At 51.2% G+C, this 21,524-nt stretch carries 17 protein-coding genes; 8 read left to right on the top strand and 9 right to left on the bottom strand.

Annotated elements, in window-relative coordinates; all coding sequences use genetic code 11:
- Positions 1-30: 30 nt before the first annotated feature.
- The gene (gene pgeF, locus IBX50_RS05615) at positions 31-789 is read right to left on the bottom strand and encodes a peptidoglycan editing factor PgeF (RefSeq protein ID WP_292254117.1); all 759 of its coding nucleotides are present in this window, start codon (positions 787-789) and stop codon (positions 31-33) included.
- Entirely contained in the window at positions 786-1,748 is a 963-nt protein-coding gene (rluD, locus tag IBX50_RS05610; RefSeq protein WP_292254115.1) for a 23S rRNA pseudouridine(1911/1915/1917) synthase RluD, read from the bottom strand. The genes pgeF and rluD overlap by 4 nt, the downstream gene beginning before the upstream one ends.
- Before the next feature lie 135 nt (positions 1,749-1,883).
- On the opposite strand from rluD, the gene IBX50_RS05605 reads away from it, so the two are divergent.
- The 3 genes from IBX50_RS05605 to IBX50_RS05595 all read left to right on the top strand — a co-directional run bounded on the left by IBX50_RS05605 (position 1,884) and on the right by IBX50_RS05595 (position 4,500).
- The gene (locus IBX50_RS05605) at positions 1,884-2,744 is read left to right on the top strand and encodes an outer membrane protein assembly factor BamD (protein WP_292254113.1); all 861 of its coding nucleotides are present in this window, start codon (positions 1,884-1,886) and stop codon (positions 2,742-2,744) included.
- 104 nt (positions 2,745-2,848) lie between these two features.
- A complete protein-coding gene (locus IBX50_RS05600; protein WP_292254111.1) occupies positions 2,849-3,505 on the top strand; it encodes a c-type cytochrome in 657 nt (218 codons plus the stop codon).
- 2 nt (positions 3,506-3,507) lie between these two features.
- Complete coding sequence (locus tag IBX50_RS05595) at positions 3,508-4,500, top strand: c-type cytochrome (RefSeq protein WP_292254109.1); 993 nt, start codon at positions 3,508-3,510, stop codon at positions 4,498-4,500.
- 71 nt (positions 4,501-4,571) lie between these two features.
- On the opposite strand, the gene IBX50_RS05590 is transcribed toward IBX50_RS05595, so the two are convergent.
- From IBX50_RS05590 to IBX50_RS05580, 3 genes are all read right to left on the bottom strand, one after another.
- On the bottom strand, positions 4,572-6,281 hold the full coding sequence (locus IBX50_RS05590) for a lysophospholipid acyltransferase family protein (protein ID WP_292254107.1): 1,710 nt from the start codon (positions 6,279-6,281) through the stop codon (positions 4,572-4,574).
- Positions 6,282-6,335: 54 nt separating this feature from the next.
- Positions 6,336-6,836, bottom strand: coding sequence for a disulfide bond formation protein B (locus IBX50_RS05585; RefSeq protein ID WP_292254105.1), 501 nt, complete (start codon positions 6,834-6,836; stop codon positions 6,336-6,338).
- A 105-nt stretch (positions 6,837-6,941) separates the two neighbouring features.
- Positions 6,942-7,142: a PA3496 family putative envelope integrity protein gene (locus tag IBX50_RS05580; RefSeq protein WP_292254103.1), complete on the bottom strand. Its 201-nt coding sequence runs from the start codon at positions 7,140-7,142 to the stop codon at positions 6,942-6,944.
- 199 nt (positions 7,143-7,341) lie between these two features.
- On the opposite strand from IBX50_RS05580, the gene hexR reads away from it, so the two are divergent.
- Positions 7,342-8,199, top strand: a complete 858-nt coding sequence (gene hexR / locus IBX50_RS05575; RefSeq protein ID WP_292254125.1) for a transcriptional regulator HexR — start codon at positions 7,342-7,344, stop codon at positions 8,197-8,199.
- 6 nt (positions 8,200-8,205) lie between these two features.
- Here hexR and IBX50_RS05570 read toward each other — a convergent pair whose 3' ends face one another.
- A complete protein-coding gene (locus IBX50_RS05570) occupies positions 8,206-10,593 on the bottom strand; it encodes a bifunctional diguanylate cyclase/phosphodiesterase (protein ID WP_292254102.1) in 2,388 nt (795 codons plus the stop codon).
- Between the two features lie 154 nt (positions 10,594-10,747).
- Here IBX50_RS05570 and uvrD point away from each other — a divergent pair, with 154 nt between their 5' ends.
- A complete protein-coding gene (gene uvrD, locus IBX50_RS05565) occupies positions 10,748-13,003 on the top strand; it encodes a DNA helicase II (protein ID WP_292254100.1) in 2,256 nt (751 codons plus the stop codon).
- Here the strand turns inward: uvrD and IBX50_RS05560 are convergent.
- From IBX50_RS05560 to IBX50_RS05550, 3 genes are read right to left on the bottom strand one after another with little or no spacing between them, the layout of a single operon-like run.
- The gene (locus IBX50_RS05560; RefSeq protein WP_292254098.1) at positions 13,000-15,528 is read right to left on the bottom strand and encodes a mechanosensitive ion channel domain-containing protein; all 2,529 of its coding nucleotides are present in this window, start codon (positions 15,526-15,528) and stop codon (positions 13,000-13,002) included. The genes uvrD and IBX50_RS05560 overlap by 4 nt on opposite strands.
- Positions 15,479-17,779, bottom strand: coding sequence for an EAL domain-containing protein (locus IBX50_RS05555; protein WP_292254096.1), 2,301 nt, complete (start codon positions 17,777-17,779; stop codon positions 15,479-15,481). The genes IBX50_RS05560 and IBX50_RS05555 overlap by 50 nt, the downstream gene beginning before the upstream one ends.
- A 5-nt stretch (positions 17,780-17,784) precedes the next feature.
- Positions 17,785-18,159, bottom strand: coding sequence for a translation initiation factor Sui1 (locus IBX50_RS05550; protein ID WP_292254123.1), 375 nt, complete (start codon positions 18,157-18,159; stop codon positions 17,785-17,787).
- A gap of 124 nt (positions 18,160-18,283) precedes the next feature.
- Here IBX50_RS05550 and IBX50_RS05545 point away from each other — a divergent pair, with 124 nt between their 5' ends.
- The 3 genes from IBX50_RS05545 to IBX50_RS05535 all read left to right on the top strand — a co-directional run bounded on the left by IBX50_RS05545 (position 18,284) and on the right by IBX50_RS05535 (position 21,523).
- Complete coding sequence (locus IBX50_RS05545) at positions 18,284-19,180, top strand: acyltransferase (RefSeq protein ID WP_292254095.1); 897 nt, start codon at positions 18,284-18,286, stop codon at positions 19,178-19,180.
- 164 nt (positions 19,181-19,344) lie between these two features.
- Positions 19,345-21,117: a bifunctional diguanylate cyclase/phosphodiesterase gene (locus tag IBX50_RS05540; protein ID WP_292254094.1), complete on the top strand. Its 1,773-nt coding sequence runs from the start codon at positions 19,345-19,347 to the stop codon at positions 21,115-21,117.
- Positions 21,092-21,523, top strand: a complete 432-nt coding sequence (locus IBX50_RS05535; protein ID WP_292254093.1) for a group II truncated hemoglobin — start codon at positions 21,092-21,094, stop codon at positions 21,521-21,523. Before IBX50_RS05540 ends, IBX50_RS05535 begins: the two co-directional genes overlap by 26 nt.
- Position 21,524 lies beyond the last annotated feature (1 nt).

Raw genomic sequence — 21,524 nt, 5'->3', positions numbered from 1 at the left:
CAGATAAAATGACTATTTTTTGCAATCCAGTCACACGTCATCCAGCCAGATCACACTCGCCATACGTCCGGTGTGTTGTCCATCGCGGCGATAGGAATAAAAGCGTTCCCGATCCGACAGGGTGCAGAGATTGCCACCAAACACCTGCTCAACCCCCACCATTTTTAAGCGCTGGCGTGCCAGGCGATACAGATCAGCCATATAGTGTTTCAGACGATAAGGGCTGGGAACAAAGGCTGCTGTAGCCTCAGGATGACCATCCAGAAACGCCTGTCGTACTTCCGGACCCACTTCAAACACCCTTGCACCAATCGCCGGGCCAAACCAGGCCAGCAAATCCTGAGGATCAACACCCATCACCTTAACGGTATTTTCCAGCACACCATCAGCCAGCCCGCGCCAGCCCGCATGAGCCACAGCTACCTTGGTGCCACGACGGTCGCAGAAAAAAACCGGCAGGCAATCAGCGGTTAAAACCACACAGGCATAACGGCTGCTGTCCGTCACTGCTGCATCGGCTTCAACACCCGGTGAAAAATCGGTCACTACCCTGCTGGAGTGCACCTGGTTCAACCAGTTGAGTGGACGATTGCCGGTTTCGTGCATTAAACGACGACGGCAGGCAGCCACGGCTTCAGGTTCGTCACCCACATGATCCGCCGGATTAAAGTGCCCATAAGAACCTTGACTGCAACCCAATTCACGGGTGGTCACCCAAGCCTTAACTCGCTCTGGCGCGGGCCACTGGGGATACAGCAGGCTCAGTTCTTCTGTGGCATTTTTATTCATCGGGCTTCTCGCAGGTCTTCATCCAGCAGGGTCAGCAGCATCTCAAAATCTTCCGGCAAGGGCACAGTCCAGTTCATTTTTTCACCGGACTCAGGGTGTATCAGTGTCAGGCTGCGGGCATGAAGCGCCTGACGGGGAAACTGACGTAAAAACAGTTTCACTTCTTCGCTGGCACCCGCGGGCAATTTAAGACGACCACCATACAAGGGATCACCCACCAGCGGATGTTTGATGTGTGCCAGATGCACACGGATCTGATGGGTTCGGCCAGTTTCGAGCTTGCAGCGTACATGGGTATGGGCGCGATAACGCTGCACCACCCGATAGTGAGTCACAGCCGGTTTGCCGCCAGATACCACCACCGCCTGACGCTTACGATCCTTGGGGTGACGACCAATCTGTGCATCCACCTTGCCACCGGTGGTCATTTTACCCAGCGTCACGGCATCATACTCCCGCCCCATGCTGCGATCCTGCAGTTGTTCGACCAGCGCAGCCTGAGCCTTCAGTGTTTTGGCCACCACCATCAGGCCGGAGGTATCTTTATCCAGACGATGCACAATACCGGCACGTGGCAAGTCTTCCAGCGATGGACAATGAAACAACAGGGCATTCAGCAGGGTGCCATCGGCATGACCGGCAGCCGGATGCACCACCAGCCCCGCTTGTTTGTTCAGTACCAGTAAGGAAGCATCTTCATAGACGATATCCAACTGGATATCCTGCGCCTCATCACTGACTTGAATCTGCTGCTCTGCCTGCAGGTTCAGTACATCGCCCATCATGGCTTTATCTTTGGGTTTGACCTGCTGACCATTGCGGGTCAGGCTGCCTTCTTTTAACCACTCCTGCAGTTTTGCACGGGAAAAATCCGGAAACAGTTCTGCAGCGGCCTGATCAAGGCGCTTACCGGTCAGCTCAGCAGTTACTTCCGCTTGTTGATTTATTACCTGAGTCATGGAATTTTTTCGGCCATTTAAAGTCTGATACCCCTCGAACCTGAGTGGTGTTTCCGCTATTCTAGCACTCGCTCTGTTTTTATCCGCCAAATATCGGCTTAAGTTTTTAAGCGCCGAATTCAGAAGATCAACACCATGCCCCGTTTTGCAAGCCTCAAACACTCCTTCATCTGGCTGCTGCTGCTAAGCCTGTCCCTTGTGCTGCTGTCCGGTTGTGCCGGTCGCCTGTCGGATGATGAAAAAAGTGAACAGCAACTTTATCAGGAAGCGCAGGACGCTCTGGATCGCAATCGTTTTATCACTGCGATTGAACGCTTGCAGGCACTGGAATCGCGTTTTCCTTTTGGGGAGTATGGTGAACAGGCACAGTTGGAGCTGGTGTTTGCTTATCTTAAAAACAACCAGCATGAACAAGCTCGCGCTGCTGCCAGTCGTTTTGTACGTCTGAACCCGGATCATCCCCAAGTGCCCTACGCCCTTTATCTGCGTGGTGTTGCTGCCTGGGAAGCCGGTCGCCATGCCTTAGAAGGCATGGAAGTCAGTGACATCTCCAAACGTGACCCCGGATCAACCCGTGAGGCTTACAGCGATTTTCAGCAACTGACCAGCCGCTTCCCGGACAGTGAATACACCCCTGACGCAATACAAAGAATGCGCTACCTGAAAAACCTGCTGGCTGCACAAGAGGTGTATATCGGGCAGTTTTATTTACGCCGTGGTGCACCCATTGCCGCCATCAATCGTGGGCGCGAAGTGCTGGAAGGTTATCGTGACACCCCAGCCGTGCCCGATGCACTGGCTGTGATGATCGAAGGTTATCGCCACCTGGATAATTTTGAACAAGCTGAACAGCTGAAAAAACTGCTGATATCACTGGCACCCAATCACCCACAGCTGACCGCTAATCAGCGATTCATTGACCTACACCCAGCCAACGAACCTGACAAAACCCTGCTGCAAATCCTCTCCTTCGACCTGATCGGTGGACGGCGCTAAAGGAAAACCTTAGTTGAGCTAGGGTTTTGCTGATACCGGAAAGCACTCAGAAAAAGTAAAGTGATTCTGATTGCAGATGACAGTCGAATAACGAGGGAGCACTTATGACCAGCCTGAATAAGATTAAGTTCCTTGCTTTGCTGACAGGGTTGATTTTCAGCCTGCCCGCACTGGCACTGGACGGTGATGCAAAACGTGGACAAGCTGCAGCAGCTGTCTGTACTGCCTGCCATCAAGCTGATGGTAGTGGTATGAATATTCCCGGTGGAGAGTCCTGGCCTCGCTTGGCAGGACTGGATGCCAACTACCTGTACAAACAATTGCTGGATTTCAAACAGGGTGAGCGCATCAGTGCCAGCATGGCACCTTTTGCAGCCATGCTGAATGAACAGCAGTTGAAGGATGTAGCGGTGTATTACAGTCAGCTGCCTGCCACGCCGGGACAGGGTGGACAGGGTGCTGATCCCGAATTACTGGCAGCTGGTAAAAAGCTGGCAGAGTCCGGTGACTGGGATCGTTACATAGTGCCCTGTGCCAGCTGTCATGGCTTGGGCAATCAGGGAGCGGGTCAGCATTTTCCGGGCATTGCCGGACAACATGCTGGGTATATCGAGCGCCAGTTACTGAACTGGAAGCAGGGTAAGCGGGAAAACGATCCCCAGCATCTGATGCTGGCCATTGCTGAGCGCATGAGTGAACAGGACATCAAGGCAGTGGCTGCTTGGTTGTCTACTCTGCCTGCACAAGGATTGGGAGAATAATCATGATAATCAGAAACTATCCGTTATTAACCGGTCTGGTATTACTGGCTGGTATTGCCTTTCAGGCACAGGCACAACAAGAGCTGCGTTACCCGGTGAATGTTCCGGCACCCAAAGAAGGCCAGTTGTTGCACACCCCTCCAACCATGGCAGATCTGGAGGCAGCCAAAATGCATCCAGAGTTAAAACGTGTGATTCGCCGGGGGTATGACTTGTTCATGAATACCCAGCAGCTGCGTGGTGAAAACGTATTCAACGACATGAATTGTAAAAGTTGTCACATGGGCGAAGGGCGACTGCCATTTTCTGCGCCAGTATGGCGGGCTGCAGTAGTGCTGCCGAACTTCCGCCCCAAAAACCAGCAGGTTAACAATCTGGAAGAGCGCATTGCCGGTTGTTTCAGCTTCTCAATGAATGGTAAACCCCCTGAATACGGCAGTGACAATATGTTGGCGCTGGCAGCTTATCATCAGTGGTTAGCCAAGGGTGTACCGATCTATCAGCTGGGTGATTATTACGGTCGTGGGTACCCTATCGACAAAGCGCCAGAAGCACCTTCTTTTGAGCGAGGCAAAGCACTTTACACCGAGAATTGCGCCATCTGTCACTCGGATGACGGTAGTGGTATGCGTGTTAATGGGCGGCCACACTTCCCTGCGGTCTGGGGTGATCTTTCATACAACTGGGGTGCCGGCATCATCCGCAACTTTACTCTGGCTGGATTCATTCACCACAATATGCCATTGGGTCAGCCCTACACCATGAGTGTGCAAGATTCCTGGGATCTGGCTGAGTATATCAACAGTCATGATCGCCCTCAGGATCCACGTTATACCGGTGATGTAAAAGAAACCCGTGCCAAGTATCTGGAAACCTTTCACAAGAATGGTTACTACGGACTGGAAAAACAGGGTCGACTATTAGGGGATCATAACAACACTGGTGAAAAGGATTTCCTGAAACCGGATGTGTTGAGAGCCAGAACCTTTCAGTAAGCCATTCAATCACTGAATAAAAAGCCTCCGGCAAAGACCGGAGGTTTTTTTCGCCAGCAGAGTGATAAGGATCAGCCAATATAACGCTGTCTTTTTTTGCTTTTGACCTGATCCACCTCAACCAGTACCAAACCATCAATACAGTAATTGAATGCGGCATCCACACTGAAATCCAGAAAGTGCACCCCGCCAGGCTCACACAGATCGGTGTAGTGTTTGTAGAGGGTGGGGACGGTAACGCCGTAACAGGTCAGGCGTTGTTTAAGTGCCACAAAGTCCTCTCTGGCACATTTGAAGCTGAATAACTCCAGTGCCTCTGCTCGTCCAGAGTCACTGACCATATAAGGCGCTCTGGCGGTGGATAGGTGCAGAGTCTGACCATAGTAATAACGGTAAAAAATCACCAGCAGGTCACGGGCAGCAGGTGGCATGGCGGCAGAAATGGATACTGGCCCCAGCATCCACTTGATTTGTGGTCGAGTGTGCAAGTAAGCACCGATGCCTTGCCATAGATAATCCAGACTGCGTTTGCCCCAGTATTTTGGCTGTACAAAACTGCGACCCAGCTCAACAGCTTCCTGCAATCGGGGCATCAGGTTCTGCTGGTGATTAAACAGGCTGGCTGAATATAAACCATCCAGCCCATTTTTCTCCAGCAGCTTGCTGCATTCACCCAGCCGATAGGCACCCACAATTTCCATGGCCGCATCATTCCACAACACCAGTTGCTGGTAGTTGCGATCATAGGTATCCAGGTCTCGGCGCTCGCCAGTGCCTTCACCTGCTCTACGGAAGGTAATCTCCCTCAGCCGTCCCAACTCTCGTAACACCACCGAGTCCGGACGGTAGTTCACCAGATAAATGCTCAAGCCGTCCTGGGTTTGTCCCAGTCGTTCGGATTGTTCCAGTTCATCCCGAACTTGTATCGGGTTTTCTGCCGCAGCAATGGCTTTACGGGTCAGAAACAGAGGCTTTTTATTTTTAGGTAAACGGTAGAGGTGTTTTTTCAGCAGTTTGATTTTTGCCTTGAGTGCCAGCCCCGGTAAATCAAAATGCTCCAGCGGGATCAGATCGCCAATTCGTACCGGCAGGTCGGTGGCATGCTGACGAAACATTTCTTTAACCAGCATCAGCCCACCCAGCGGCCGATACAGTAGTGACAGCGAATAAAAAAGCGCAGAGTTATGGCAGCCAAGGTGAATTGGCAGAATTGGACTGTTGGTTTTGCGGGCAAAATGAACAAAACCTTTTTGCCACTCGCCATCCCTGATACCGGCAGGAGTCATCCGAGAGACCTCTCCAGCTGGAAAAACAATCACCGCCTGCTCTTGCATCAAGCTCTGCTGAACCTGTTGTAATGACTGGCGATAATTCTTCTGCCCAAGAGTATCCACCGGCAGCAACAGCGGCCGTAAGGGTTCGAATTGCCACAGCAGATCATTGGTCACTATGCGTACATCGGAACGGATTTCGCTGACCAGTTTCAGTAATACCAAGCCATCCAGCGTGCCCAGTGGATGATTGGCAACAATCACCACTCGACCTTCGGCAGGAATACGCTCTTTTTCACGGGCAGAAACCACATAACTGAACTGGAAATACTCCAGTACCTTATCGATGAATTCAAATGGCCCCAGCTCGGTATGTTCCTGCAGAAAGCAGTTGATTTCACTTTCGTGAAACAGGTTTTTCAGCAGTGATAACAACGGCTGGCGGATTAACTGCGGTTTGTCATGCAGTGATGGGAAACGATCCTGAGCAAGCTGTTCGATATTGATCATGGCACACCTCCGAGAATGCCTCGAAGGTTAGGTGCTTTAGATGACCGGCAGGTGTCAGTGAGGTGAACGAATTAAGGCATAAATCGCCAAACTACCCAGCAGCAGGTAACCCGTCAGGCTCCAACTCGGCAGCGGCAGACCAAGAAAGTCAGCGGCCTGAGCACAGTCTGAAGACCCAATCAGCATTTGCGTTAAGGCATCCCGCAAGGGGAAAAAACTCAGCAGGGTGTCTACATCCAACCCGCAGCTGACACTTTGTGGATTCAGCTTGATATAAAGGTGACGCAGGGCAATACCGATACCGGACAGGGTCAAGAGTGTAAAAGCAATAACCAACAACCAGCGCACCATTTTAAAGCGTTGTAACAGCAGGCCGACCAGACTCAGTGCAGCAAAACCAATAAACACACCTCGTTGCAGCCAGCACAGCGGGCAGGGCAACAAACCAGTGATTTTTTCATAAGCAAAAGCAGCGCCCAGAATCAGCAGTGAGCCGATCAAGACAAGCAGCAGGCCTCGGCGCTGAATTAATGCCGTCAGTTGAAGGGTATTCAAGGGCAGGTTCCTTAAGGGTGAGCCGTCGGACGAAGCTTATTAAACTTTTTAATAAACATAAAGCTCCCGATCCACATTAAAGCCCCCTGCCCAGAATATTTCGGCTCAGTGCAACTCCAGATCCCAGCCGTTACTTAGCTGTTCCTGTAGCTGCTGTTGTTCTCGCCGCTCTTCAATGGTTTGTCGGGCGCGACGCAGGCGTTCGGCTTCCTGTTTCTGTCGGGCTTCGCGTTCACTTTCTGTGTAGGTTTTAAAAATGCTGAGGATGTCAGCTTTTACCTGATCAGTTGCTGGATGATGTCGCATGTTGGATCTCCTCCAAAAGCAGTGCATCAAATCGTGCGGGGCGTCAGTGAGGCAATGTGAGACAGAGTGTAGCCTGCATTTTTTACGCCAATATTTCACTTTTACGGCGACTTTTTGACAGTGATCCAAAAAATGGGTTCATACCACTGCTCGGACATGGGTAGAATAGGCCGGTGTATCGCCAATAAGAACTGACTGAATCGTGATTAATATTCTGGAACACCTACGCAAGACCATGGACACCTTCCGCCGCTCCGAGCAGAAGGTGGGCAACTATGTATTGAAGTTTCCCAACGAAGTGATCCACATGCGTATTGTGGATCTGGCAACCGAGGCGCATGTCAGTGAGCCGACCGTAGTGCGCTTTTGCCGAGCACTGGGTTGTGATGGATTTCAGGACTTTAAATTGCGACTGGCGCAGGTGCTGGCAACAGACAGCAGCTTTACCCAGTTCTCGATGAACGATGGTGATACTGTTGCAGAGTTCTCGCGCAGCATTTTTGATTCCACCATTGGTGTGCTGCTGCAGATGCGTGACAAGCTGGACACAGCACGAGTACAGGAAGCAATCGCCCTGCTCTCCAATGCCAATCGGGTGGAGTTTTATGGTTTTGGTGCTTCCGGCGCTGTCGCAGTGGATGCCCAGCACAAGTTTTTCCGCCTGCAGATGTCTACAGCGGCTTATTCCGACCCCCACATGCAAAACATGTCTGCGGTGACCTTGTCACCCGGTGACGTAGTGGTCGCTATTTCCCAGACTGGGCGTACCAAATCACTGATGCAAAGTGTGCAGCTGGCCAAAGAAGTGGGTGCCAGTGTGATTGGTTTATGTCCTTCCGGATCACCCCTGGCTGATATGGTGACCTTACCGCTGTACATGGATGTTCCCGAAGATACTGAAATCTACACCCCAATGAGTTCACGGATAGTGCATCTGGTGTTGATTGATGTGCTGGCAGTGGGTGTAGCAAAAATGCGTGGCCCCAAACTGATGGAACACCTGCAAGCGGTTAAACGTAGTCTGCAGGGGTTGCGCTTGCCGGATCGTCTGCGTTGAGGAGTGTTAATCAGCTGACTGGTAGTGTTCCAGCAGCTGATTAAATTCATTGGCAGGTATTGGGCGGCTGATGATAAATCCCTGCGCAAAATCACATCCCAGCAGTTTCAGCTCGTCCAGTTGTTCTTTTTCTTCTACTCCTTCTGCCACCACCTTCATACCCAGCCCATGTCCCAGCGCAATAATCGCTCGGGTCAGTGTGCCCTGGTTCTGATGGCCGTTTTCCGAGATCAGAAAGCTGCGATCAATCTTCAGCACATTTAACGGAAAACGCTGCAGATAACTGAGAGATGAATACCCCGTCCCAAAGTCATCAATGGCCAGGGAGACGCCTCTGGCTCTCAGGTGCTGCATTTCAATGATAGAGGCTTCTGCATCCTCCATCAGAGTGCTTTCGGTCAGTTCCAGTTCCAGTAGGCGAGACGGGAGATTGTATTGCTCCAGTAGCTGATCAACCTGCTCCACCAATTGTCCGGTTTCTACCTGCTGTGCAGCAATATTCACCGCCACCTGAATAGCATAACCCTGCTGATGCCATGACGCGGCCTGAGCACAGGAGATATCCAGCACCAGAGTACCCAGCAGATTGATCAAGCCGGTACGTTCTGCCAGCGGTACAAAAACGGAAGGTGGGATGTTGCCCTGCTCTGGATGGTGCCAGCGTGCCAAGGCTTCTGCCGCAATAATTTTGCCACTGCTCAGTTCCAGCTTGGGCTGGAAATAAACCTGTATCTCGCGTCTTTCCAGTGCTTTGCGCAGATCCTGCTCCAACCGAAGTTGTTCCAGGCTGTTCTGGCGGATTTCTTCGTTGTACACCTGAATACGATTACCACCCAGTGTTTTGCAGCGTAAACGTGCCTGATCAGCCTGATTGATCAGCACCTGCAATTCGTGGGTGTGTTGTGGATAACAGCTGATACCCATGCTTAATGTCAGGCGCAGTTCCTGGTTATCCAGATAAAAGGGTTGATGCAATTTCTGCTGCAGGTATTCTGCCGCCATCAGTGCTCTGGACTCCGTAGCACGCAGTAGCACAGCAAATTCGTTACCACCGGTTCGCGCCATAATGGCGGCATCCGGCAGAACTTTCGATAAGCGTTCCGCCACCTGCTTAAGCACCTGATCCCCGGCATGGTGACCCAGTGAATTGTTGTATGCCTTAAAACGATCAATATCAAAAACCAGCAAGGCCAGCTCTTTACCTTGCAGGCGAGCCTGAGCCAGTTTCTGGTGCATTCGGTCATAAAACTGGCGGCGGTTAGCCAGTCCGGTTAACTCATCATATTCCGCCAGATAATTCAGCCTTGCTTCCACCTCACGCCGCTGGGTCATATCCGAGAAGATGCCAATGGTGTAAGAGTCTTGCTGAAAACCACTGACCACCCGAATGACTCGTAGCCACTGGGGGTAAGTCTCACCATTGGCGCGTTGCTGGGTCAGTTCACCTTCCCAGCGGCCTTCGTTACGCAGGTTACGAGAAATGGTTTTGTAGTCCCCCAGACTCTTGGCAAAACAAGGCAGTTCCCAGAAGATCTGGTTTAAAATCTCGTGGCGAGAATAGCCGGTCACCTCCACAAAAGCCTGATTAATAAAAATAATTCGGCTCTGTGCATCCACAATATAGGTGGCTTCACCGGAGGCTTCAAAAGCCTTCCAAGCCAATTGCAGGTAATCATCTTTTTCCTGATCTTCGGTGATGTCGCGGCGGGTTCCCAGCATTCTTCGAGCCGCACCGGTCGCTTCATGGCGATCCACCACTTCACCATGGTCTTCCAGCCAGCGCCACTCACCGGATTTGTGCAGGATGCGAAAACGACACTGAAAATGTGCCGTGTGTCCCTTCAGGGCGCTCACTAGAGTCTGGCGCAGGCGCGGGTAGTCATCAGGATGCACCAAGGGCTGTAAATGCCCCATAAAATGAGGAATTTCGTCTTCTTTATAACCAAAAATCTCAGTGAAATGAGAGTGGTAGATGGAGTCATTTTCCAGATTCCAGTCCCATAAGCCCAGGCGGCTGGCTTCGATGGCCTGACCAATGCGCTGGCGCTGTTCGGTCAACTCGCGGTGAGTTTTGGCGTGTGCTTGTATTTCCTGCTGCAGTGCGTGCTCATGCTGCAGAAACTCAGCCTCAAGCTCCAGGTTTCTTTGCAGCATCTGCTGCTGATTCTGGCGAAGTGTGGTCAGTTCCCGGCAGTTGCGCTGGCTGTATAAAAGCAGCGCAATATAAGGCAGGCTCAGCAACAGCAGAGCCATACCAAGCAGATCAGCAGGAATTCTGGACGCAGCAAAAGCCAGCAGCCACAACAGCAGCGTGGCAAGCCCTGCCGCAGGAATCAGCAAATGATAAAGCGGGAAGTTATCCGGGCTTTTCTGCGTTTCTTGAGAGTCCTTCATGTGGGTCTCAGGTGTTCCATTTTTTATTGTTGGTCAACACTCTTGAACAATGTATATCAGACTTATAGAAGGCTGACCATCAGGACTATGTTAATATTTGGTACTAGAATAACCGATAGCACCAATCAATTCCATTATATTTCAGGCAGTTAACATGACTTCTCTTCATTCGCACCCACTTTTGCAGGATCTTAACCCAGCTCAGGCCGAGGTGGTGGCGGCACCGGATCAGGATATGCTGGTGCTGGCCGGTGCCGGTAGTGGCAAAACACGGGTGCTGGTGCAGCGGATTGTCTGGCTGGTGCGTAATGAAGGTTTGTCTCCTCATGCCATTCTGGCGGTCACCTTCACCAACAAGGCGGCCAAAGAAATGCGTCTGCGGCTGGAGACGCAGCTAAACCTGAACCTGCGCTCTATGTGGGTGGGCACTTTTCATGGCCTGTCCCACCGTTTACTGAGAACTCACTGGCGCGAGGCGCGACTGCCGGAGCATTTCCAGATCCTCGACAGTGATGATCAGCTCAGTCTGATCAAGCGCCAGATGAAAGAGCTGAATTACGACACCGAAACCACACCACCCAAACAGGTGCAGGCATTCATCAACAGCCACAAAGAAGAAGGACGGCGTGCAGCTCATGTGCTGGCACGGGGTGAGTTTGAGCGCAGACTGCAGGAGCTTTACGCCACTTATGAAGAACTCTGCCAGCGCCAAGGGTTGCTTGATTTTGCCGAGCTGTTGCTGCGGGCGCTGGAAGTACTGCGTGATACGCCTGCCCTGCTGAAACATTACCAGCAGCGTTTTACTCACCTGCTGGTGGATGAGTTTCAGGATACCAACAGCCTGCAATATGCCTGGTTGCGCCTGCTGCGTGGTACCAGCGGTTGTATTATGGCAGTGGGTGATGATGACCAGTCCATCTATGGCTGGCGGGGTGCAAAAATCGAGAACATCCAGAACTTCACTCAGGATTTTGCCGGCGCCCAATTATTAAAGCTGGAACAGAACTACCGCTCCACCGCCACCATTCTGGATGCTGCCAACGCGCTGATCAGCAACAACTCTGGACGGCTGGGCAAATCCCTGTGGACCGCAGGCGCACAGGGTGATCCGATCCGTGTTTATGCCGGGTTTAATGAACAGGATGAAGCCCGCTTTATTGTCGACATCATTGCTGAACATGTTCTTGATGGCGGTCTGCGCAGTGAATGTGCGGTGTTGTATCGCTCCAATGCCCAGTCCCGTGCGCTGGAAGAAGCCTTTCTACGCCAGGGAATGCCCTACCGGGTGTATGGCGGCCACCGCTTTTATGAACGGCTGGAAATCAAAAATGCGCTGGCCTATCTGCGGTTGTTGGTGAATCGTCAGGATGATGCCGCGTTTGAGCGAGTGATCAACACCCCCACTCGTGGCATTGGTAGCACCACAGTGGAAAAACTGCGGGTTTATGCACGGGATGAAGGGCTAGGACTGTGGGATGCTGCGGTGGAGATGATCAGCAAACGCCTGCTGACCGGACGTGCAGCCACCACCGTACAGCAGTTTGTGGAGCTGATCGAAAAACTGGATGAAGACACTCTGCCACTGAAGTTACACGAAAGTGTGGAGGTGATGCTGGAATCCACCGAGCTGATGGAGTTTCATGCCAAAGAAAAAGGTGAAAAGGGTCAGGCGCGAGTGGAAAACCTCAAGGAGTTGATCACCGCTGTGCAGCAGCATGAGTCGGTGCTGCCGCTGGATGCTCAGGAAGGCGAGGTGATTAATCTGGAAGGACGGCAGGCGCTGGCGGTGTTTCTGACCGAGGCCAGTCTGGATGCTGGAGACAATCAGGCGGAAGAAGATCAGGATGCCGTACAGCTGATGACCCTGCACACCGCCAAGGGTCTGGAGTTTCCACTGGTGTTTCTGGCCGGTATGGAAGAAGGCCTGTTTCCACACCAGATGGCGACGGAAAACTCACCGGGTGGACTGGAGGAAGAACGTCGCCTCTGTTATGTCGGCATCACTCGCGCCATGAAAACCCTGTATTTGACCCATGCAGAAAGTCGTCGGATTTATGGTAAGGAAAACTTCTGCCGACCCTCCCGTTTTTTGAATGAGTTACCCGCTGCTTTATTGCATGAAGTGCGCCTGCGTTCATCCGTTAGTCGCCCGATGCATTTTGCCTCAGAACGTCCGCGCCCGGCAGCTGCTAGGGTGGGTGGTGCCGGTCATCCACTCAGTGGAGGTCAAGAAAGCGCCCAAGCCGCCAATCTACGTATCGGGCAGCGGGTGGAGCATACAAAATTCGGCGTGGGCATTATTCTCCATGCCGAAGGAGAAGGTGATCGAACCCGTTTGTTGATCAATTTTGAAAGCAACGGTGAAAAATGGCTAGTGTTGGGTTTTGCGCCACTAACACCGCTGGATTAGCCAGTACGTGTTTGTACCAGCTTTTCCACACCCTCGCTGTTGCGCAGGTGAATATCCAGTTGGCGGAAGGCAATCTCAATACCTTCTTCCTTAAAGCGGGCATCCACAAAACGGTTAATTTCATCAATCGCGGGATTACGATCACTCAGTTCTTTAACGTGTATACGCAGCTCATGATCCAGCGTGCTGTCACCAAAGTTCAGGAACAACACCTGAGGTTTTGGGTCTTCCAGTACCCGAGGATTGGATTCAGCTGCTGCCAGCAGAATTTCACGGGTTTTTTCCAGATCAGAACCATAAGCAACCCCGACCTTTACAATCACACGGGTGACGGTATCGGTCAAAGACCAGTTGATCAACTGCCCGGTGATGAAGTTTTTGTTGGGTACAATAATGTCTTTGCGGTCAAAATCGGTAATGGTGGTGGCACGAATACGGATCTGTCGCACCCGACCAGAGAGGTTGCCCAGTGTGACCACATCACCAATACGTACCGGGCGTTCAAACAACAGGATCAGCCCGGAAATAAAGTTGGCAAAAATTTCCTGCAGACCAAACCCCAGTCCCACACTCAAGGCGGCTACCAACCATTGCAGCTTGTCCCAACTAACACCCAGGGCGGACAGCATCATCACAAATCCTGTGGCGGTGATGGCATAATTCAGCAGGGTGGTGATGGCATAAGCACTGCCTTGTTGCAACTGCAGACGGGACAACACCAGAATCTCCAGCAGTCCCGGCAGGTTGACTGCCAGAAACAAAGCAAAACCCATAATAAAAGCAGCAGCAAGAAAGTCACCCAGGCTGATTGGTAGCCGGCTGTCCCCGCTGGCATATTCCCAGAGCACCCAGTTATCCAGATAACTGAAAGCTGACACTACATCCGACCACACCCAGTAAAGCAAACCACCAAAGCCCATCAATAATAAAAAACGAGCGAGGCGTAATGCCTGCTGGTAGATTTGTTCCACTTCCAGCCGATGAATCGGTGCATTGCTGGCTTCATCCAGCTCTTCTCCTGAACGGCCAATCTGTTCCTTGGCCAGTAATTCCAGCTCACGTTCGTGTCGTAAACGCTGAGTTGCCAGCAAAATCATACGATAGATACTGGCCTCGGTGACCACCCAGCCGACCAGAACATAAAGAGTGAGCAATAATCGTCCAGTCAGTTTTAATCCGGCGTAGTAATAACCCAGCCCAGTCATGATCACCAGTGCCAGAGGCAGCAGGATCAACAGCAGCGTAATGCTACCGTGTAAAACGGGTGACTGGTAAAGAGGCGGAGTTCTGAACATCAGGCTGGCAAACAACCAGCAGAGGCTCAGTCCACTGAGTAACAACACCAGCACACCCAGCACATCAGCACTCAACGTCAAAGTTTGTTGTTCTGCCAATGCCAGAATAAAACTGGCAGGTAACAACACCCAGGTCAAACGATGCACAAAAACTTGCAGTCGCTGACGACTCTCTGGTGTCCAGGCAAAGTGCAGTTCCGCAATACGGCTTTTGTCCAGCAGCTGATGCATAAACATCACCATAAAACCACTAAAAGCCAGGGCAACAAAACCCGCTGCCGGATTAACCGATAGGCTGTCCGGTTGGCTTAATAAGCTGGCAAGTGTCAACAACAGCAGCGGCAGGGGTAACAAGTGTAAAGCCGCTAATACCAGTGCTTGCAAGGTCAGCCAGGGTGAGGGTGGCGGCAAGGGTTGGGGTTGTAACTCTGCTGAGTTTTGAGTGGTTTGCTGAAAATGTTCAAACTGGGTGTTGATCTGCTGCAGGTGTTGTCTGATTTTGCGGCGCAACAGCCATATCCCGAGTGCAGCAAACAGTAATAACAGAGTGCGCCAGAGTGAGCTGAGCAGTTGTCCCTGTTGTAGTTGTAACAAAGAACTGGACGAGAGTTGTTGTAGTTGTTTGCTGATTTTGACAGGAAGGCTCAGTAGCCAGTTTACATCCAGCGCAGGATTGCTGTGCACCCAGAAAAGGCGTTCATCCAGTACCCGGCTGAGGCGCTGGCTGGTTTGAAATATATCCCGCTGTTCATTCTGTAGCTGCACTACCACAGCCAACAGGGTTTGCAGCAACTGTTGTTCCTGCTCCAATTGTGGGTTCTGCTGGTGCCGGGTTTTTAGCAGTCGAAGTTGCTGGTTTATTTCAAACTGGCGCAGGCGAATACCGGCAATGACATCTGGCAACTGGGGGTCGTTATGGATACGAGGCAGTGATTGACGCTGTTCTTGCAGTACACGGTAGAGCAGTGGGCTGCCTTGCAAAGCAGTGAGCTGTTCATGCAATTCAGTTTCACTGGCTGCCAGTTGTTCACCCTGACGACGGGTATCCTGTAGTTGTTGTTGGAACTGCTGGATGGCCGAGGAGTAACCGCTCAGGCTGGCAGGGTCATTTGCCAGCAGTGGAAAGCCGCTGGTTAACAGTAATATAACAATCAGTCTTGCAAAAAGTCTGGGCATGATCTCAGGGTTTAAGGCGTTCCAGAAGTTGCCGGGCTGGCTCTGGTTTACCATAAAAATAACCCTGATGCAGGTTGCAGTCTACTGAGTAGAGATAATCCCGTTGAGCCTGAGTTTCCACACCTTCTGCCACCACGGACAATTGCAGGTGTTTGGCAACAGCCATCATGGTTTCGACCAGCAGGGCATCACTGGAGTCTTCCGGCAGATCCATGATAAACGAACGGTCAATTTTTAATTCATTGATTGGCAGTTTTTTCAGGTAAGAAAGTGAAGAATAGCCGGTGCCAAAATCATCAATCGAGAAGCTGATACCCAGCTTTTGTAATTCCAGCATACGCCGGGATGACTGATTAAAGTCGGTGACCAGCAGGCCTTCAGTGACTTCCAGAGTCAGGTGATGTGGATCAGCGCCGGTCTCCTGCAACAGCTCTTGCACTCGCTCCACAAAACCTGGATTACAGAACTGACGCGGACTGATATTAACGGCAAAACTCAGGTATGGGTACTCGGTCATTAACAGCAGGGTTTCTTTTAAAACCCACTCACCCAGCGGCAGGATCATACCGGTATCTTCGGCCAGCGGAATAAAACGATCCGGTGGAATCAGGCCTTTTTCCGGGTGCTCCCAACGTACCAGTGACTCGGTGCCGTACACCTTGCCATCACGGTTGGTTTTGGGTTGCAGGTAAAGTCGTAGCTGTTGTAAATCCAGTGCTTTACGCAATTCACCTTCCAGCTCAAAGCGGCTTTCCACCTGTGCCTGCATACTGGGGCGGAAGCGCCGCCAGGTACTGCGTCCTGCTTCTTTGGCAGCATAGAGTGCAATATCTGCTTCTTTTAACAGCTCATTAAAAGGTCGATCAAAGGTGTTGTTAAAGCTGGCGCCCAGACTGCTGCCCAGCAAGAACTCACTGTCACCCAGACGCAGCGGTTGAGCCAGTGCGGTCTGGAACAGCTGCAGGCGCTCCTCCATCAAAACTTCGGCTTTTTCCGGATCTGTTTCATGTTGCACCAGCAATAGTACAAACTCATCCCCACCAAAACGCGCCAGAGCTTCATCTTCCTGCAGTAGCACATTCAGACGACGAGCCAGTGCCACCAGCAACTCATCACCCTTGCTGTGCCCCAGTGCATCATTAATGTTCTTGAAGTGATCCAGGTCGATAATGGCAAGAGCTGCAAGAGCCTGGCCGGGAGCCAGAGCAGAACAGCTGGTGGTGAATTTTTCCTGAAACAGATAACGGTTGGGGAGGTTGGTCAGAGGATCAAAATACGCCAGAAACTTAATGCGTTGTTCACTGCGGTAGCGCTCAGTGATGTCGCGACTGATACCCAACACACCCAGGTATTCATTGTTGTTGCTGATCAGCGGTGCCTTGATTTTATCCAACAGGCGTTCAGAACCGTCAGGAAACCGAGTCCACTCCTCAGAGTGTATCGGTTGTTTGCTGGCAATCACCTGCAAGTCACTTTGGTGGAAGCTTTTGGCTTGCTGGGCATCAAACAGCTGATAATCCGTCTGCCCGACAATGTCTTCCGAGGTTTTGTTGGCATAACGGGCAAACTGGGCGTTGCTACCCAGATAAACACCGGATATGTTTTTGAAAAAAATCAGATCGGGAATGGAGTTGAGCAGGCCTTCCTGAATGGTGGTTTTTTCCTGCAGCTTGCGTTCGGTTTTGCGCCGCACCAGAATATTCCATAACAGCAAACCTATCACCAGCAGCTGGATCAGCAAGGCGGCCCAAATAATCTGATTGATATGCTTTTGGGTGAACAAGAGTTGCTGGTAGCGTGATTCAGCCAGATTTTCCATTCGATCCTTGTATTCCAGCACGCTTGCTTCAGCAATCTTTTTGCCGGAAATATCCAGAATCACAGAGAACAGCAGAGTTTCACCTTCGTCGCTGACCAGCGGCCAGGAGTAGACTTCAACGGTGCGAATATCGCCATTGGCCAGCCGGTGAGGAAAAATAAAATAATTACGGTTTTCCTGTCTTGCCAGTTCGAGCTCCTGCGCCACATCCTGCGGATCAAGGGCATTAATCTGCTGGATAGTCATCTGTTGCAGTTGTTTGATACTGTAACCATAAAACTGGGCAGCGGCTTTGTTGGCTTCACGGATTTTGCCACTTTGTGGTTCAATCACCAGCATCACCGCACCGTATTCTTCAAAAAAACGGGCAGGGAGTTGCGAGGCCAGTGATTGACCGGCAGCCTGGCTCAGCAAAAATGCCAGCAGGGCACTAGCCAGAACAATCAGCAGTGTTTTTATTTTTATCGGTAACTCTTTAAAAATCATTCGGCTTATCCGCCACTTAGTTTTACGCGAAAGCCTCTGGATTCCAGCAGGGTTTTGATCACTTCACGCTGATCCCCCTGTATTTCAATCACATCATCTTTTACAGCACCGCCGGTACCGCAGCGTTTTTTTAATTCAGCAGCCAGCTTTTTTAATTCTTCCCTAGCCAGGGGTACACCCGTAATGCTGGTGACTCCTTTACCTTTGCGTCCGGCAGTTTCGCGGCGGATGCGGATGATGCCATCCAGGCCAGCTAGTCGTTGCTCATCAGCCTGTTGTTGGCAATTACAGTTGTTGATAGGTGCACGACAGGCAGGACAGACTTCACCCTGCTCAGTAGAATAGACCAGACGACTCAACTGTTGCTGCAGGGATGGCATCATAAGCTCCGAATCACAGTATTTTACACAGTTTGGCTAAAATACCATATTTCAGTGAGGGTTAAACCCATTGGAAAGAAAAGGTTAACTTGCCAGATTGAGAATGCTTGCTTGAGGTATCCCGATGCGACCTTTTTTTACAGGACTGGCGACTTCCTTATTGTTGCTGCTGAATACGGTGCTGGGTGTGTTACCGATGATGGTTTTTGCGGTTATCAAACTGCTGATTCCTTTGCCCTGGGTGCAGAATCACTGTTTTGAAGCAGTGCGCTGGATCGCCAGCACCTGGGCCAGTATCAACGCCCAGATTTTTCGTTTGTTAACACCAACTCATTGGGATGTGCGAGGTCAGCAGGAGTTAAGCCGTGATGAATCCCTGCTGGTGATTTCCAACCATCAAAGCTGGGTGGATATTCCGGCTTTAATGGCAGCCATTCATGGCAAGGCACCCTTTTTTACTTTTTTCCTGAAGCGGGAGCTTTTGTGGGTGCCCTTTCTGGGGTTTGCCTGGTGGGCGCTGGAATACCCCTTTATGCGCAGATACAGCAAAAAGCAGCTGGAGCAAAACCCATCACTACGTGGCAAGGATCTGGAGATTACCCGCAAAGCCTGTGATCGTCTGCAAGGGCGTCCGGTATCCCTGGTAAACTATCTGGAGGGAACCCGTTTTACTCCAGCTAAACACCAGCAACAACAATCCCCCTATCATTACCTGCTAAAACCTCGTTCCGGTGGTGTGGCTTTTACGCTCAGCGCCATGGGTGATCAGCTGACCCAGCTGCTGGATGTCACCCTGGTGTATCCCGGTGAAAAACCGCCAACCTTTCTTGATTTGCTGACCGGGAAGGTGCAACGAGTGATCATTGATATTGAAAAACACGCCCTGCCTGCAGTCATGCGTGAAGGTGATTATCAGCAGGATGAAGTCTTCCGCGCCGAGTTCCAGCAGTGGATCAATCAGTTGTGGCAAAAGAAAGATGAAAAAATTGACCGGCTGCGCAGGGAGTTTGATGCAGAGTGACTTATATCCCCGCCCGATTGGGCGAGGGTTTACGCGGATTTTGCTAAGTCTGATGACACGAAAGGGCTTTTCCAGTAGATTTAAACAATATTAACAGATCGTTAAGGAAAGGCCAGCAGGGTTTTGCTGTGCATCTTTGAGGGCAGAATATCATGGAGAGTGTCATGGAGAGCGCCATGCAGTCCGGTCATTCAACTTCATTCAGGCAACTGGAAAAACTTCAGGCTCATCTGCTCAGTGCCATTGTCAAAAAAATCCGACACGCACTGATGGTGACCGATAAGGATCAGCGTATTATTTATGTGAATCCTGCTTATGAGCGCCTCACCGGTATTTCTTTTGAAAAGGCACTGGGTAAAACACCCCAGATCAACCAGTCTGGCCGGCATGAGCCGGCTTTTTATGATGCCCTGTGGCAACAGCTGGCAGACAAGGGTATCTGGGAAGGTGAAGTCTGGGATTATCGCCCGGATGGCACGGCCTACCTTAAACACCTGAGTATTGAAGCCGTCATGAACAGCGACGGTGAAATCGAGAACTACTTTGCGGTGTTCAGTGATCTCTCTGAACAACATCGCAGCGCAGCCGAGCTGGAACGCCTGACGCATTATGATCCGCTGACCGAGCTGCCTAACCGTATTCTGTTTCGTAACCGGCTGGGGCATGAATTTAATATTTCCAATCGCCACAACTCTCGCACCGGCCTGGTATTGCTGAATCTGGATCGTTTTAAACAGATCAATGATGCTTTTGGTTTTGTTGCCGGTGATAAACTGCTGGTCGAAATTTCACAACGGCTACAGGGCGGCATCCGACGCACCGATCTGCTGGCGCGTCAGGAGCAGCGTCAGGAGCGGGATGCGGATCTGATCTCGCGTATGGGTGGTGATGACTTTTCCTTTATTCTCAGTGAACTGCGCAAAGCGGATGATGCAGGTGTTGTTGCAGAACGTCTGCTGCAGTGCCTGGAAGCTCCATTTTATGTGCAGGGCGAAGAAGTTTATGTTTCGGCCAGTCTCGGGCTGGCAGTGTACCCGGATAATGCCGGTGACGAAGACATACTGCTGCAATGTGCTGAATCTGCATTAAAAAAAGTAAAGCGTGAAGGTCGGGGGGGTTATCGGTTTTTCTCGGATGATCTGAATATCAGCTCTGCCCGGCGTGTGCGTATGGAAGCTCAGATGCGAAATGCACTTACAGCAGAGGCTTTTGTCTTGTATTACCAGCCCAAACAGGATCTGCTCAGTGGCGAAATCACCGGTATGGAGGCACTGATCCGCTGGCCAACGGAAGATGGCATGATTACACCGGGTGAGTTTATTCCACTGGCTGAAGATACCGGCCTGATCAACCCGCTGGGGCGCTGGATTCTGTTCCGAGCCCTTTCCGATGCGGTGATTGCCAGTGAAGCGGTTGGATATCCCCTGCAGGTTGCTGTGAATCTTTCCATGCGTCAGTTTCAGCATCCGGGTTTAAGTGATCTGGTACGTCAGGCAATAGAGCACAGTGGTATTAACCCGGCACAAGTGGAGCTGGAAATCACCGAAAGCATGGTGGTGGAAAAGGTGGATGAAGCCATAGAAACTATGTGGAGTTTGCGCGCTCTGGGTGTACAACTGGCGATTGATGATTTTGGTACCGGTTATTCGTCCATGGCTTATCTGCGCAACTTCCCGGTTAATACCCTGAAAATTGATCAGACCTTTGTCCGGGATCTTGTTTCTGAAGATACAAATACCAGTATTATTGAAGCAGTAATAGGTCTGGGGCGCGGGTTGGGTATGAAGGTGGTTGCTGAAGGGGTTGAAAACCAGTTGCAGCGAAATCTGTTGGAGCAAGCCGGATGTCATATTGGGCAGGGTTATTATATCGGTTATCCTGTGCCGCTGAATGAACTGATCGGACTGTTAAATGATGCAAAAACCAAAAATCATTGATCCACTGACTGGTCGAACCTTTGGGGATGGTGATACTTCTTATCAGGCTGCCGGAGCGCAGGAAGGCATCCGCAAGCTGTGTGAGGCTTTTTATGGTGCCATGGATCGCCTGCCAGAAGCAGCGACCATCCGTGCCATGCACAAGGCAGATCTGAGTGAGTTAACAGACAAACTGACGGTATTTCTTTGCGGCTGGCTGGGCGGACCTATTCGTTATCGTGATAAATACGGCCCGATCATCATTCCGCAAGCTCATGCTCATCTGGATATTGGCCCGGCAGAAAGAGATGCCTGGATGAAGTGTATGGAAGTGGCATTAGAAGCCCAACCCTACACACCGGAGCTTAGAACCTACCTGATGCAAAGCCTGTGGATGCCAGCGGAGTTGTGTCGGACAAGGGATTAGG

The sequence above is a fragment of the Marinospirillum sp. genome, assembly GCF_014859565.1.
This window is presented reverse-complemented; position numbering and strand designations above follow the sequence as displayed.